General features: G+C 41.6%; 13 protein-coding genes. 2 read left to right on the top strand and 11 right to left on the bottom strand.

Annotated elements, in window-relative coordinates:
* Positions 1–75: 75 nt before the first annotated feature.
* The 9 genes from LG375_RS00375 to cdaA form a co-directional block, all read right to left on the bottom strand.
* Positions 76–1,422: an acyl-CoA thioester hydrolase/BAAT C-terminal domain-containing protein gene (locus LG375_RS00375; RefSeq protein WP_225745051.1), complete on the bottom strand. Its 1,347-nt coding sequence runs from the start codon at positions 1,420–1,422 to the stop codon at positions 76–78.
* Between the two features lie 186 nt (positions 1,423–1,608).
* Positions 1,609–2,697, bottom strand: a complete 1,089-nt coding sequence (locus tag LG375_RS00370; protein ID WP_225745050.1) for an NAD(P)/FAD-dependent oxidoreductase — start codon at positions 2,695–2,697, stop codon at positions 1,609–1,611.
* 66 nt (positions 2,698–2,763) lie between these two features.
* Positions 2,764–3,405, bottom strand: a complete 642-nt coding sequence (locus LG375_RS00365) for a ZIP family metal transporter (RefSeq protein ID WP_225745363.1) — start codon at positions 3,403–3,405, stop codon at positions 2,764–2,766.
* Positions 3,406–3,504: 99 nt separating this feature from the next.
* Positions 3,505–4,293, bottom strand: a complete 789-nt coding sequence (locus LG375_RS00360; RefSeq protein WP_225745049.1) for a Nif3-like dinuclear metal center hexameric protein — start codon at positions 4,291–4,293, stop codon at positions 3,505–3,507.
* The gene (locus LG375_RS00355) at positions 4,283–4,969 is read right to left on the bottom strand and encodes a tRNA (adenine(22)-N(1))-methyltransferase (RefSeq protein WP_225745048.1); all 687 of its coding nucleotides are present in this window, start codon (positions 4,967–4,969) and stop codon (positions 4,283–4,285) included. The genes LG375_RS00360 and LG375_RS00355 overlap by 11 nt, the downstream gene beginning before the upstream one ends.
* A gap of 98 nt (positions 4,970–5,067) precedes the next feature.
* On the bottom strand, positions 5,068–5,508 hold the full coding sequence (locus LG375_RS00350; protein ID WP_014633281.1) for a GtrA family protein: 441 nt from the start codon (positions 5,506–5,508) through the stop codon (positions 5,068–5,070).
* Between the two features lie 2 nt (positions 5,509–5,510).
* A complete protein-coding gene (gene glmM / locus LG375_RS00345) occupies positions 5,511–6,863 on the bottom strand; it encodes a phosphoglucosamine mutase (RefSeq protein WP_013990769.1) in 1,353 nt (450 codons plus the stop codon).
* Positions 6,864–7,083: 220 nt separating this feature from the next.
* Positions 7,084–8,049, bottom strand: coding sequence for a YbbR-like domain-containing protein (locus LG375_RS00340; RefSeq protein WP_014634272.1), 966 nt, complete (start codon positions 8,047–8,049; stop codon positions 7,084–7,086).
* Positions 8,046–8,897: a diadenylate cyclase CdaA gene (gene cdaA, locus LG375_RS00335; RefSeq protein ID WP_014634271.1), complete on the bottom strand. Its 852-nt coding sequence runs from the start codon at positions 8,895–8,897 to the stop codon at positions 8,046–8,048. Before cdaA ends, LG375_RS00340 begins: the two co-directional genes overlap by 4 nt.
* Positions 8,898–8,998: 101 nt before the next feature.
* Between cdaA and murT the strand changes: the two genes are divergently transcribed.
* Together murT and gatD are read left to right on the top strand one after the other, a co-directional pair.
* A complete protein-coding gene (gene murT, locus LG375_RS00330; RefSeq protein ID WP_225745047.1) occupies positions 8,999–10,342 on the top strand; it encodes a lipid II isoglutaminyl synthase subunit MurT in 1,344 nt (447 codons plus the stop codon).
* Positions 10,342–11,130 carry a lipid II isoglutaminyl synthase subunit GatD gene (gene gatD / locus LG375_RS00325; protein WP_037600521.1) on the top strand — a complete coding sequence of 263 codons (789 nt, stop codon included), beginning with the start codon at positions 10,342–10,344 and terminating at the stop codon, positions 11,128–11,130. Before murT ends, gatD begins: the two co-directional genes overlap by 1 nt.
* A gap of 50 nt (positions 11,131–11,180) precedes the next feature.
* On the opposite strand, the gene mprF is transcribed toward gatD, so the two are convergent.
* The gene (mprF, locus tag LG375_RS00320; RefSeq protein WP_225745046.1) at positions 11,181–13,736 is read right to left on the bottom strand and encodes a bifunctional lysylphosphatidylglycerol flippase/synthetase MprF; all 2,556 of its coding nucleotides are present in this window, start codon (positions 13,734–13,736) and stop codon (positions 11,181–11,183) included.
* The gene (locus LG375_RS00315) at positions 13,733–14,452 is read right to left on the bottom strand and encodes an alpha/beta fold hydrolase (protein WP_139723865.1); all 720 of its coding nucleotides are present in this window, start codon (positions 14,450–14,452) and stop codon (positions 13,733–13,735) included. The genes mprF and LG375_RS00315 overlap by 4 nt, the downstream gene beginning before the upstream one ends.
* Between the last annotated feature and the right edge of the window lie 374 nt (positions 14,453–14,826).

The raw sequence follows: 14,826 nt of genomic DNA, 5'->3' as shown, positions 1-14,826 counted from the left end.
TTTCGATTGAAACCCTTTTAGATTGAAGATAACCTCTTGTAGCACTTTCCTTAGAAAGCGTAATCATCATCTTCTTCAGTGCCTTTGTGCACTCATCCAGTCAAAGATACTGTTATAGGTTTGCCCATTGACACTAGCTCGAGAGCCACCGCCATAGGTTGGGTCAGTGGCTACCATACCACTATAACCATCCCAATTTTTCGTATTTTCAGGATGCTGAACGCCAATCACCTGGTCATGGAAGAAATAAATCCAAGCCCAATGCCCATCATACTCTGTACCAGGAAGATCAGTCCCGGTAGCTGTTTCAAAGTATGAAAACCATTTGTTAGAAGCTCCAGAGGTAATCAAACTCTTGTATAGAGGCAAGACACTATTTTCTGGTTGAACTGTTGCGTCTGCTTTCGTGTGAATCAACCACATAGGCTGGTCCTTCAGTTTATCAATCCCAGATTGGTCAACAGTTAAGGGAGCAGCAATTGGAATGAGAGCTGCAAAATAATCTGGATAGGTTGCTCCCATGGTCAAGACCATACCACCACCATTGGAAACCCCTGCAAGATAAATTCGTCCCTTATCTACCTCTGGGTGATTAGCTAGGTATGTATCAATGGTCTCTTTGAGTTGTGCTGCATTATCCGACCCCCAAGGTGTCTGCGTTTGAACAGCAAGCACATTGACCCCACGCGCCTGATCACCAGTTGTTAAGAAATGGCCTTGAATATCAGACTGAGTAAGCGCATAGACGTCATTTGAAAGAAGGGGAATATTCATATCTGCCCCTCTTTCACCAATGCCGTGTAGCCAGACTATCAAAGGTTTGGTGCTATTTCCCGTACCGGTCTGGGCACTATAAGCCGCATACTGCATGTTACCTACCTGCCCTCGCTCATCGAAAACCTCCGTTGTTGGCATCAAACGATTATTGATGGCATCTTGCTCAGAAGACACCATTTGCGACTGACTACTACCTTCTGCCACTACTGACAAATCTTTCATTGATACCATATAACTTTCCAGCCATTGGTTAGTCCAAGTAGAAAGGTTAAAATACATAGGTTCAGCATTTCCACCCATGTTGTAGCGATTATAAGAAGGTAGGCTCAATTCAAGCGTCACGTACTTGCTGTTATCATAATAGACCACATGCCCCTGATCGTCGGACACATAAGAATTCGTCACCTGACGACTAACTCCTGCTGTTGTAACCTGGGTTGAGCTGTGGACAACCTCTGGTGTGACCTTCTGATTAAATTCAAAAATGACTTTGGTTACAGCAGGACCAAACTCATAACTCTCTAGGACAATTCTTGTCTTTGTCACAGCCAAGTCTTCTGCTGCCCCTGCTTTGACAGACACGCCTAAACTTATGGCTAACAAGGAAACAAAGACTGTCACATATACTTTAACTTTTTGGAACATAGTCCCTCCCCATTTTTTATTAGTATTCACCTACAATCGATGAACAGTTACTATTTTATCATTTTCTAATCAAGTAAGAAATAGATATAAATAACTCTAATAAAAAAGAATCAGCCAACATCCCTCAATAGCGAGAAATAGCCAGCTGATTCTTGAGTCTAAATATCTAGAAGAACTTTAATACTATTAGTCTTTTTTCTTAATGTACTGAGCCACTGGATAGTCCGCACTATCCAAGCTACCAGGTCGATTCATGACCAAATCAACCAGATTTTTTCCAATCAGTGGCCCTGTCGTGAGCCCTGAAGATCCTAAACCAGAAGCAACAAAGACACTCTCAAGCTCTGGAACTTCTCCAAAGAAAGGAGAGAAATCACTCGTGTAGGCTCTCGTTCCCACACGTTCTGAGAAGGACTTGGCAGTACTTAAATCAGGGAAATATGTCTTAGCCTCTTCCTCCAGACTTGCAAGTACAGTCTCATCAACTGTCAAATCAAAGCCTTGGTCATTTTCATGGCTGGCCCCTACCGAAATCTTTCCACCAGCAAAAGGAATGACATCTAATTCGCCCTCTGGCATCAGAACAGGTAATCTATCAGTATCCATGCCCTCAAAGAAATAGTCACGCAATTGCCCCTTTTGGGGGCGGACGTCTACTTCGAAACCAAGGGTTTCAAGCGTTTGACCCAGCCAGGCACCACAAGCTAGAATGACCTTATCGAAAGTTTGCCCATTAATCTCGTAGGTGCCATTGTCAAGAGGAGAGAGTATGACTGGCCCCTCCACCTTTTCAAAACCAGAGGCCTCAATCAAAGTAGCTGTCAACTCTGCTCCTTCCACTCTGGCTCCTCCAGAAGCATAGAGATAACGGTCAAATCCAGTGAATTCAGGGAGATCCTCAGCATTTTTTATAGAGAGTTCACCAATAATGGGTGATTCTTCTAGTCTCGTTTCTGCATGCTGGTACAAAGCGTCCAAATTACTATCGTCTTTCTTGAGAAGGGCTACACCAGACTGATCATAGAAGTTCGTGTCATAACCATCCTTTTTAAGATCTGAAACTAAATCTTGGTAAAAATCTGCTCCCAAACGGGCCATGCGATACCAGGCCTTATTACGACGCTTGGAAAACCAGGGGCTAATAATCCCTGCTGCTGCCTTGGTTGCTTGTCCAAGACCATGATCAAATACTGTAACTTCTACTTCTTTTTCCTTTGACAAGTAATAGGCAGCCGTTGAACCGACGATGCCTGCGCCAACAATTGCAATTTTCATTTTTTACTCCATCTATTTGAAAAGAGCTGAGTCCTATATCAATAGGCACAGCTTTTTATTATTCTTTTACCCCAAGGCCACGTCCATGACCATCATGACGACAAAGCCAACCATAAGGCCCAAGGTTGCTACGTCAGTATTACCATTGGTTTGTGATTCAGGAATCAATTCCTCCGTTACCACAAAAATCATAGCACCAGCCGCAAAGGCCAAAGCATAAGGAATGATTGCCATCATCAACATGACAAGGGCAGCTCCCATAACAGCCCCTATAGGCTCCACGATGGCTGACATAGATCCCCAATAAAAGGCCTTGATACGAGATTTTCCATCTGCTCGAATAGGAACTGAGAGGGCTGCACCTTCAGGGACATTCTGCAAACCAATACCTATAGCTAAACCAATGGCTCCCATAAGACCCGCGAATGTCATATTGCCACCAGCCAAGGCTCCGAAAGTCACACCGACTGCTAATCCCTCTGGAAAATTATGAATGGTGATAGCCAAAAAGAGCAGAGCTGTCTTGGACAACTTTTTCTTACGAGGTTGAATACCTTCTGCTTTAGAGATGTCATTCCCCAAATGCAAATGGGGAACGACGGCATCAATCAAACGAAGGGCAACACCTCCAAGCAAGAAACCAGCTGCCGCAAAGCCCATCATGATATCTAGCAATTTACGGCTAATATTCTTGAAGAAGAAAACAATGGCCTATCCGACAATGGTACAGCCCCAAGTAAAAAGACCAGCAAGCAAGGCCAAAAAGACCACATTTTGATGTAAAAGCCAAGTCACAGACACATCCTCCTACAAATGGTCAAAAGGATTGGTTGAGGACTGACTCTCAAGTATGGTCACATTCCAATCATGCTCACGTTTCCAAGCCTCAAGTTTCTCAGCAATCTTTGAGATAAAGAGAGCTTCAATATGGTGCCCAGGGTCAATAGCCAAGAGAACATTAGTAATCATTTCCTGTCCTGTATGGTAGTAAACATCACCAGTGATGAAAACTTGTGCGCCCTTTTTCAAAGCATCCTGGTAAAATCCTTGACCGCTACCCCCACAAATAGCCACACGGCTAACTATAGGATTGTCATGATTATAACGAACCAAGCGAACACTATCTAAGCCAAAAACAGACTTAACTTTAAGAGCAAGTTCTTCAATAGTTTGAGGCACGATATCACCCACTCGACCGATTCCATGATTTTCAGAAGTCTGCGTTAAATGAGTGGTGTCTTTAATGTCAAGTAAGTCACAGAACCAATCATTAAGTCCATCATTAACGACATCAATATTAGTATGACTCACATAGACTGCAATATCATGCTTAACCAGGTCAAGTAAAATATCTCGGTCAGGCGAAGACACCAAATCCTTAACTGGACGAAAAATTGGAGCATGTTTAGCAATAATGAGGTTCACACCTTTTTCAATGGCTTCGGCTACCGTATTCTCACGAACATCCAAGGTGACCATGACCTTCTGAATCTCCTTATCCAGACTGCCAATCTGCAAGCCAACCACATCACCTTCCATAGAAAGCTCCTGTGGACAAAATTCTTCATAAGTCTTAATAAGTTCACTAGCTAACATGATTCAAAACCTCCTTAATGGTTTGAATTTTATCTTCAATAGCTGTACGATCAGCCTGATTGGCCAGTGGAATGGATCCTAAAGCAATCTCTAATTTATTGATTTCGCGTTGCCATTTGAGCTGGAAAACCTGAGATTGGTCTTTCATGAGATGAGGACCAAAACGCACTTCCTTGTCCGAAAGGCTCATGTGTCCAGCTTCTGCCACCATGATTTCGTAGTATTTGCCATTTTCAGTCATGATGGCTTCTGCGACAATGGCAAAACCATTTTCCATCAACCAGATACGGAGATCATCTTCACGATTATTTGGTTGTAAAATCAGACGGTCTACGCCCTTAAGTTTGTCCTTTCCAGCATCAAGGATATCCGCAATAAGACGTCCTCCCATACCACAAATCGTGATAGTGGTTACGTCATCAGCAGGTTCGAAGGCAGCCAAGCCATTAGCCAAGCGCACCTCGATTTTATCTTGGAAACCAGAGGCTGAGACATTAGCAAGAGCAGATTCATAAGGCCCTTTTACCACTTCACCAGCAATAGCTGAAGTAATCAAACCTTTTTCAAGTAAATAAATCGGGAGATAGGCATGATCACTACCTACATCCAAGAGTTTTGCGCCTTTGGGAACATAGGTTGCTACGTCCTTGAGGCGTTGAGATAATTGTACGTACATATTTCATCTTTCTATTTTTTTAAGTCTCTTCAATTATATCAAAAAAGGAGGTTGGTAAGAAATGCTTTTAACACATTTCCTAACAACTTCCTTTTTGCTTATACTTTCTCGCCTGTAAAGACGAAGAATTTAGAAATAATATAGTTCAATACAATGATAAGGACCTGAGAGAAGAGGCTCTCGATACCGTTTACCCAAGCATGACTATGACCAACAAATTGACCAATAATTTCTGGATAGGTATCGACCAAGAAATAGGCCAAAGCCAAATCCAAGACCAAGGTCAATAGGCGAGCACCCACAAACTTAACAAAGCGCGTAACCATACCAGTCTTTTCCTGATTAAAGACAAACATGTCATTTGTAAAAAAGGCAAAGATAATGGCAATCGCACTGGCTAAGACCGCCGAGAGTGTCCCCTGATTGGTCAACTGAAAAATCAAAATACGACTGACCATATAAACTAAAGTTGCCAAGACACCAAAGAAAAGGTACTTGAAAACTTCGGTAGCCATGAAGGCTCTGAGCTTAGCTATCATACTTAGTCCAATCCAATTTCTGCACGAACAACATCAGCAATCGTATCAACGTAATAGTTCACTTCATCATCTGTTGGTGCTTCTGCCATAACACGAAGGAGTGGTTCTGTACCACTTGGACGAACCAAGATACGTCCATTTCCAGCCATCTCAGCTTCCATTTTTTCAATGATAGCGGCAATGGCAGGAACTTCCATAGCTTTATCTTTCATGCTATTTTCCACACGGATATTAACCAATTTTTGTGGATAGATGGTCACTTCTGAAGCCAATTCAGACAAGCTCTTACCTGTTTCAACCATGACTTTAGTCAATTGGATTGCTGTCAACTGACCATCACCAGTTGTGTTGTAATCCATGATAATAACGTGTCCAGACTGTTCACCACCAAGGTTGTAGCCGTTTTTACGCATTTCTTCGACAACATAACGGTCACCAACAGCAGTCACTGCCTTGTTAATGCCTTCACGGTCAAGTGCCTTGTGGAAACCAAGGTTTGACATAACTGTCGTTACAATAGTATTTTTAGCCAACTCGCCTTTTTGTGACAAATGTTTACCGATGATGTACATCACCTTGTCACCATCAACAATATCACCATTTTCATCAACGGCGATGAGACGGTCACTGTCACCATCAAAGGCAAGACCGATAGCTGAGCCAGTTTCTTTAACCAAGGCTTGCAACTGCTCTGGGTGTGTCGAACCAACACCAGCATTGATGTTAAGGCCATCAGGTTGGTCACCAATAACAGCGATTTCTGCGTTCAAGTCAAGGAAAATGTTACGTGCAGATACCGCAGCCGCACCATTAGCCGCATCCAAGGCAACTTTCATGCCACCAAGGTCAACACCTGTAGCTACCAAGAATTTTTCATATTTACGAAGACCCTCTGGATAGTCCACAAGTGTTCCAAGTCCTTCAGCTGAAGGGCGTGGAAGCGTATCTTCTGCAGCATCGAGAAGGGCTTCAATTTCCGCTTCACGCGCATCATCCAATTTAAAGCCATCACCACCAAAGAACTTGATACCATTATCAAGAGCTGGATTATGGCTGGCTGAAATCATAACCCCAGCGCTTGCATTTTCTGTACGAACCAAGTATGAGACGCCAGGTGTTGCAAGTACTCCAAGTTTGTAGACTTCAATACCCACTGAGAGCAAACCTGCTACTAAGGCAGATTCCAACATCTCACCAGAGATACGTGTATCACGTGCCACAAAAACTTTAGGACGGCCAGTCTCATGTTGGCTAAGCACATAACCACCAAAACGACCTAATTTAAAGGCCAATTCAGGCGTAAGTTCAACGTTTGCTTCTCCACGAACACCGTCTGTTCCAAAATATTTACCCATAATTTTATTATTAGTGCTTGAGCACTAAATCCTCCTTAAACTGTGATGCTGTTTAGCAAGAGTCAATCTAGTGAAATCTATCTAGATAATCTAACTTTATAAGATTTCGCCAATATTTTCAACCCTTGATTTTAAATATTTTTAATTGGTTACATTTTTATGAGATTAGTCCCTCTCAATCCCATCCATTATACATGAATTTTGGGAAAATGTAACTCCCCTATTTTTGCGTGACTTTTAAGTTAACCTTAACAGTGCCAGGCTGAACCGTAACACCTTCTGCCTTAAGGTCTATGGTTTTTGAAGTGTCCTTAGTCACTTGGCTAATGTCCACAGGAACTGTGATGCTATCAATCTTATCCATAGCTTCTTGACTACCAACAATAGTCACATGCCCACGATTAAAGCTGTAGCTGATACTAGACACATTGCTAGCCTTATCTCCAGTCAGTTCGACCTTGACAGGAACAGATTTGCTTAATTTTCGCAAACTAATCTTGGCATGCACCTTAGCTGGTGAGATTGAACTTGCTAGGACTGTTCCATTTGTCGAAACTGCTTGAAGGACCAAGTTCCCATCATAATCTTCAGACAGGTGGGAATCGCCTTCCAATACTGCTTGAACATGATCAATCTGGTTAATGATATCTTCACTCGAAGTCACCTCTACCTTGGTTGCATCCAGGCTAACTTTTTTAACTTCATAGCCATTTGCTAACTTATCTGATGTGATGTTAGCTACGACGTCAAAGGTCTTGCTGGCTTTTTTACCAATAGTCGCCGTCAAGGTTGATGGCGATACTTGCGCAGACATTCCAGCTGGAAGATCCTTAACCTGAATAGGTACTCGACTGGTTCCTTGACCCAGATTCGACAAATCAGCAACTAATTTAAAGTGACGCGTATCACTACTTGTCTCAGTCGTTAAAGCCAGCTGTGTTGTCGCTGTCAAATAGACTTCGGCATCATAGGAATAACCACTGATAAAGTACTTATCACTATCATATTTAATATCCACAGGAACCGACTCAACGGTTTGTGTAAAGGTATTAGATGCACTTGAGCTATTGTTTTTATTTTGCGTATTTCCCGACCATGCCGTGAAAAAGAGTACCACAGCAAAGAAGAGAGCAACTAGCATCTGCCATAAACGATCGTTTTTAAAGAAATTTACGAAACGCTTCATTTTTTACTACCTCCAATCCAACGTTGGAAGAATGACTGACGTGGTTCTTGTTCTTTCAACAAGATAAGACTCAACTCTTGTTCAAATTCTTGAACCGAGAGATCATGGATGAAATTCCCCTTGTAAGCAATTGAAATCGCACCAGTTTCCTCAGACACAACAAAGGTCAGTGCATCTGTCTGTTCTGAAAGACCAATGGCAGCCCTATGTCTAGTTCCAAACTCTTTGGAAATCTTATTAGATTCCGTCAATGGCAGATAAGAACAAGCCGTCGCAACCTTGTTATCTCTGATGATAACAGCCCCATCATGAAGCGGTGTATTTGGGATGAAAATATTAATTAACAGTTCCCCAGTCACCACTGCATCAAGTGGAATACCTGTCGCAATCTGCTCTTGTAAGGTCTGAGTCTGTTCAATAGAAACCAGCGCCCCAATCTTACGAGGACTCATGTACTTAACAGCTTTAACGAAGGCTTGAACCAACTTCTCATCTGAGCTAACCTCTTTATTTTGCAAAAAATGCTGAGGCGTACGTCCAAAGGTTTCAAGTGCAGAACGAAGCTCTGGCGCAAAGATTACAACCGCCGCAATGGCTCCATAGTTGATAACCTGATTCATCAAATAAGAAATCGTCGTGAAGCCTATAAAATCAGAAATCAGTTTGACTAAAATAAATAAGACAACCCCTTGAACAAGGGTCATAATTTTTGTCCCTCGTAGGGCCCTAATAAAGCGATAAATTAAAAAAGCAACAATCAATATGTCCAAACTATTGACGATAACTTTCAGCGGACTATCAAAGAGTGACCGCCAAAAATCAATATCAATGGACGAAAGTATTCCCATACATATCACACTTTCTTTTAATTTTTAAACAGTTTCTATTATACCACGAATTCTAACTATTTTGAGACTACAATCACTACTTTTTGTGATAAAATAAATTCATGACTATGAAAACTACCATGGGGATTCTAGCGGGAAAAGCTAGCCATTTCGTCCTTTCAAAATTGGGACGTGGCTCAACCCTGCCTGGAAAAATCGCCCTTAAATTTGACAAAGATATTTTAGACACTTTAGCCAAGGATTACGAGATTGTCGTTGTCACTGGAACCAATGGTAAGACTCTGACAACAGCTTTAACAGTAGGGATTCTTAAAGAAGCTTTTGGTGAGATTGTGACCAATCCTAGTGGAGCCAACATGATCACAGGAATCACTTCTACTTTCCTAACAGCTAAAAAAGCCAAGTCTGGTAAGAAAATCGCTGTCTTGGAAATTGACGAGGCTAGCCTTCCTAAAATCACTGAATACATCACTCCAAGTCTTTTTGTCTTCACAAATATTTTCCGTGACCAAATGGACCGCTATGGTGAAATCTATACCACTTATCAGATGATTTTAGATGGTGCTGCTAAGGCACCTGAGGCCACTATTTTGGCCAATGGGGACAGTCCTCTCTTTAATTCTAAAGAAGTGGTCAATCCTGTACGCTTCTATGGTTTTGACACTGAAAAACACGCTCCAGAGCTGGCACATTATAATACCGAAGGAATTGTCTGCCCTAAATGTGAGAGCATTCTTCAGTATCACCTCAATACTTATGCTAATTTGGGTGACTATGTATGCCTCAACTGTGACTTTCACCGTCCAGAATTAGACTATAAGCTAACAGAGTTGACTAAAATCACTAACACTACTTCTGAATTTGTCATTGATGGACAAGATTACAAGATTAATGTCGGTGGTCTTTATAACATCTACAATGCCCTTGCTGCCGTCTCTGTCGCTGAATTCTTCGGAGTGGCTCCAGAGCAAATCAAAGCTGGTTTTTATAAGAGTCGTGCTGTCTTTGGACGCCAAGAAACCTTTAAGATTGGTGACAAATCATGTACTCTCGTACTAATTAAGAATCCAGTAGGAGCCAGCCAAGCTCTCGATATGATTAAACTTGCAGATTATCCGTTTAGCTTGTCAGTCCTTCTTAACGCCAATTATGCTGATGGTATTGATACTAGCTGGATTTGGGATGCCAACTTTGAAAGCATTATCGAGATGGATATCCCTGAGATTAACGCTGGTGGTGTTCGCCATTCTGAAATTGCCCGCCGTCTTCGTGTAACCGGCTATCCAGAAGAAAAGATTACGCAAGCAGAAAAACTTGAAGATATTATGGCCTTGATTGAAAAACAAGATTGCGATCATGCCTATATCTTAGCGACCTATACTGCCATGCTTGAATTCCGTGATATTCTTGCTCAACGTCATGCTGTCGGAAAGGAGATGAACTAATGACTTATACTTCACTCAAATCTCCAGAAAATCGTGACTACACCTATGACCTAAATGTTGCCCACCTTTATGGTAATCTACTCAATACCTACGGTGACAACGGAAATGTCCTTATGATCAAATACGTGGGTGAAAAACTTGGTGCTAAGATGACCTTCGACATCGTTTCAGTTGGTGATGACTTCGACAAGGACCACTACGACATGGTCTTCTTTGGAGGTGGTCAAGACTACGAACAATCCATCGTTGCTAAAGACCTCCCAACTAAGCGTGAGGCTATTGGTCAATTCATCCAAGATAACAAAGTAATTCTTGCCATCTGTGGTGGTTTCCAACTTCTTGGTCAATATTACATCCAGGCTAATGGTGTCCGCATTGATGGTATCGGTGTTATGGGCCACTACACCCTCAATCAAGAAAATAATCGTTATATTGGTGACATCAAGATCCATAACGAAGAGTTCGATGAAACATACTATGGCTTTGAGAATCACCAAGGGCGTACCTTCCTCTCTGATGATGAAAAACCACTTGGAAAAGTGGTCTACGGTAATGGTAATAACAAGGAAGACGGTTCTGAGGGTGTCCACTATAAAAATGTTTATGGTAGCTACTTCCATGGACCAATTCTTTCTCGTAATGCCAACCTGGCCTACCGTTTGGTCACTACTGCCCTTCGTAACAAATATGGCCAAGACATTAAATTGCCAAGTTACAATGACATTCTTTCAAGCGAAGTCGCTGAAGAATACGCAGATACTAAATCAAAAGCAGAATTTGAAAAATAATTCTCTTATACAGAAAAAGTGAACCATTGTGGTTCACTTTTTTGTCATATTTACTTCCAAAGTCGTCTTTTCTTCAATCTGTCTTCAATTTTTCGATTATCAATCCTTAGAATGGCAATCATATCAAACAAGAGCCAAGTTCGTTTAGGATAAACAATGTATTTGGGAGACCAAATTGGAGAGAACTTCTCCTTATAACGTTGGAGCCCACTAAAAGAGTAAAAACGCTGCGCAAAGACATAGACCAAATTGGCAACCTTCTCTTCCAAAAAACTATCTTCTTCAGTACCCACATTCGCGAGTGGAGCCATTCCCATATCAAAGTACTGCTTTCCTTCTGCTTGGAAGTACTGGAAGAGTTTCACAAAGAGGTAATCCATGATACCTTCGGGTGCCTTTTCAAAGTCATAACGCATAAGGTCAATCGTCGCCACCCGATTGTTTTTGGTTGGCATGATGTTGGCAAAGGCTACAATTTCTCCCTCCTCACTCTCAACAATAGCAATCGGTGCCTGCTGCAAATAGGCTACATCAAAGAAACCAAGGGAGAAGCCCTTCTCCTTACGACCGTTAAGCCAAATATCTGAGACAGCCTTCATTTCTTGCATCTGAGTCTCTGAAAATGGAGGATCAAGTAACTTAAATTGGAAACCTGCTTTTTCAACACGATTGGTTGGCTTACGGAACTTCTTACCATGCTTACCATCAACAGAAAATGACGTCAAATCAACCATGGCATTTTCCCCAAATTTCATAAAATCAAAGCCATAATCATGAAGCATCAGGGTAATACTCTCATCTGCCTCATAAAACAAGGCTTGTAAATTCCAATCCGACAAGGTCTTCAAGAAAGATTCCCAAGCTGCTCGGTAATAGTTTTCATTCCCTATCGGATTTCCCATAACCACACACTTGTTACTGGTTTGTGCAAATTGGAAAACTACCTGGTCTTGTCCATCGACACGATACCAAAAGAGGCGTTTATCATGTAAATAAGCCAGGGCACTTTCTGATGCACCTCCATATTTCTCAAGGAGAGCTGTGAAGCGCTCATCATCCATGCTTTGACCAAAAGGCCTGCGGGGTGCCAAAATTCTCAAGACTCCCCAAACTATGGTTGCAATGATAACTGATGCCAGTAAAATATCAAACCAAATATGAACAAAATGTCCAAGAACATCCCGATTCTTAGGTGGCAATAAATGAGACCAAAAACCGCTGCCACCCAGAACAAGAAGAACCAGAATCGTAAAGGCTAGGAAAAGAAAATCCTTGGTTTTGTCTTCCCAACTATAAACAAAGTAACGATGATACAACCTTTTTCTGATGATCAACATAAGCACCAAAGAGAGTAAAATTAGGAAAGACATGGCCCATGAAATACCATTGAGATTGACATAAATTAAGGCCAAGACAAAGGTTATCAAGGAGGCAACAAAAGCACCCTTAACCCGACGTCTAATGAGACGAGCCATGAAAATAAATAGGGTTCCAAATAGGATACTTGGGAATTGCCAAATCAACTGCTCCTGAATAGGATCAAAACGGCTAATAAAGTAGACATTAGCCAAGCGTTCAGGGATTAAGGCAGACAAAATCAAGAAAATCCCTAAAAAACGTAGCAAATAGACGAGAAAGCGGTGGAGACTTCCACCAAATACACGTGAAGAAAGTTTGAAGTATTTCTCGTTGATACGTCCTCCCATGTGTTTGAAAAAGAAGACAACACCAAGCAAGAAGGGAATAACGTAGTAGGTTAAACGAAAGAGCAAGAGCAGACTAACCGCAAGAGCATTGCTAACCCCCATAGAGGTCAGACCGGTAATCACGATCAAATCGAAACTACCAATCCCACCCGGAATCATAGAGAAGATACCAATAATAACCGCTAGGAAATAAAGTGGAACCAGATTATAAAGTGGAACATGTAAGCCCATTAAATAAGCCACACTGACAAAGCTCCCCAGAGCCGTTCCCCATTCAGCTGTCGAAGCTAAAAGAAGACTTAGCCTCGTTTTCAACGGTACTTGACCAAAATAGGTTAACTTTTCACGACTAGAAACAAAGAAAATAAAAGGCAGATAAAGGAATATACCCAATAAGAGTAACCAATATTTTCTTAAGTCTGGACTTAGAGGGAAGAACCAAAAGACAGCGAATACCAAACCACTTAAAAGGGATAGGCCCGACATAAAGTAAGGCAATAAACGAGAAAGTGCCTTAACACCTGTCTTTTCCTGCCCATCCTCAGAATAAAAGGAATATCGCAGTCCCACATCGACCAAACCAGCAAAACCAGCCAAGTTATTAATGGTATTGACAGCCCAACTTGTTTCTAAGATATAGGATTTGGAATAATCCGTTTCTAGCTCCTTATTCAGTATGATGTCATAAAAGAGCATGGGGGAGACAGCGACTAGTCCGATGACAGCCATCAAAACAAGATGCCAAATAGACAAACCGGACAGAGCTGACTCCAGTGACTCTAAAGTGATGGTCCGTTTTAGACGAACCAATTCTATGACGACAAGAACCGTAATCGAGATAAAAAAGATGGATTTAACGGCTGCTTTTAAAGGTTGAAGTCTCTCTAAAAGACGCTTCATGCCACCACCTCTTTTCGACTAATTCTCACAAGCTCACGAATCATTTGATTAAAGACCTTATATTTACGTTGAGCTAGACGATGCCCTTCACGACGTTGGACATAGAGCTTATGAATCGGAAAGAGTTCTGAAATCTCTCTAGAATGCCTAATACTGATAACATCCCTTTGCCCCATAACTACCCAGACAGGATAGGCAGCCTGATGTAGACGTTCCCTATCTAATGGCAAGTCATGAAGCATCAGACCCGTTACCTGAGCCATGATATCCATTTTAGATGAAAATGGTGACAAAGCTTGTAAGCAAAGATATTGTATATAGACCGCGAATCTTGAGCGTCTCGTCAACCCATTAAAGGTCATATTTCCCGCATTAAGCAAGAGCCCTGCAATCCGGTCAGGATAACGACTAGCATAAACCATAGCCAAATTAGCACCGTCACTATGACCAACAAATAAGGCCTTCTTGATATTCAAATATTGCAAAATTTCCTCCAAATCGGCAGCCATCTGTTCAAAGGTCATCTTAACACTCTGACGACTGGACCTGCCGTGATTACGACTATCAATGAAAATTAAACGATAGTCTCGATACAGAATTCCTTGCTTACCAAAGTAATTCCCTGACAAATTATTGCCATGCAAAAAAACAATTGGAAAGCCTTTACCGAGATCACGATAATAGATGATTTGACCATCTTTCACTTTGAATTCCATAATATTACCTACCTTTTCACTAACGCACTCTTATACGATAATTAGTCTTATAAGGCATTAGGGCTGATGAGTTGGACTTATCACATTCCAAAACCATCTAACCCCCTTCACTCCATTATAACACTTCCACTAGGGAAGAGTCAGAATATTTGTGCATTTTCTGCAAAAAGAAAAAGCCTTTTCAGGCTTCTTTAAATATAATCTTTTTGAGACTTCCTTTAAGTGAGTACGGACGTCAGCGACCTTCTTCGAAGTTCCATGACTAATTTTTGAGCCTAAAGTCTCAAAAATTCCGAGTGGCTGGTACTAAAAAGATTCAGCCACTTTTCTCACAACAGGAAGTCTCATCTAGCTTTATTTAATTACTTCTTGAA

It is taken from the genome of Streptococcus sp. Marseille-Q3604, from assembly GCF_916619785.1.
Taxonomy (GTDB): Bacteria; Bacillota; Bacilli; order Lactobacillales; family Streptococcaceae; genus Streptococcus.
This window is presented reverse-complemented; position numbering and strand designations above follow the sequence as displayed.

Bases quoted from the DNA above. Each gene is read 5' to 3' on its own strand.
- mprF (WP_225745046.1), bottom strand. From the start codon at position 13,736: ATGAAGCGTCTTTTAGAGAGACTTCAACCTTTAAAAGCAGCCGTTAAA.
- LG375_RS00350 (WP_014633281.1), bottom strand. From the start codon at position 5,508: ATGATAGCTAAGCTCAGAGCCTTCATGGCTACCGAAGTTTTCAAGTAC.
- cdaA (WP_014634271.1), bottom strand. From the start codon at position 8,897: ATGGGAATACTTTCGTCCATTGATATTGATTTTTGGCGGTCACTCTTT.
- LG375_RS00360 (WP_225745049.1), bottom strand. From the start codon at position 4,293: ATGTTAGCTAGTGAACTTATTAAGACTTATGAAGAATTTTGTCCACAG.
- gatD (WP_037600521.1), top strand. From the start codon at position 10,342: ATGACTTATACTTCACTCAAATCTCCAGAAAATCGTGACTACACCTAT.
- murT (WP_225745047.1), top strand. From the start codon at position 8,999: ATGACTATGAAAACTACCATGGGGATTCTAGCGGGAAAAGCTAGCCAT.
- LG375_RS00340 (WP_014634272.1), bottom strand. From the start codon at position 8,049: ATGAAGCGTTTCGTAAATTTCTTTAAAAACGATCGTTTATGGCAGATG.
- LG375_RS00355 (WP_225745048.1), bottom strand. From the start codon at position 4,969: ATGTACGTACAATTATCTCAACGCCTCAAGGACGTAGCAACCTATGTT.
- LG375_RS00315 (WP_139723865.1), bottom strand. From the start codon at position 14,452: ATGGAATTCAAAGTGAAAGATGGTCAAATCATCTATTATCGTGATCTC.
- LG375_RS00370 (WP_225745050.1), bottom strand. From the start codon at position 2,697: ATGAAAATTGCAATTGTTGGCGCAGGCATCGTCGGTTCAACGGCTGCC.
- LG375_RS00375 (WP_225745051.1), bottom strand. From the start codon at position 1,422: ATGTTCCAAAAAGTTAAAGTATATGTGACAGTCTTTGTTTCCTTGTTA.
- glmM (WP_013990769.1), bottom strand. From the start codon at position 6,863: ATGGGTAAATATTTTGGAACAGACGGTGTTCGTGGAGAAGCAAACGTT.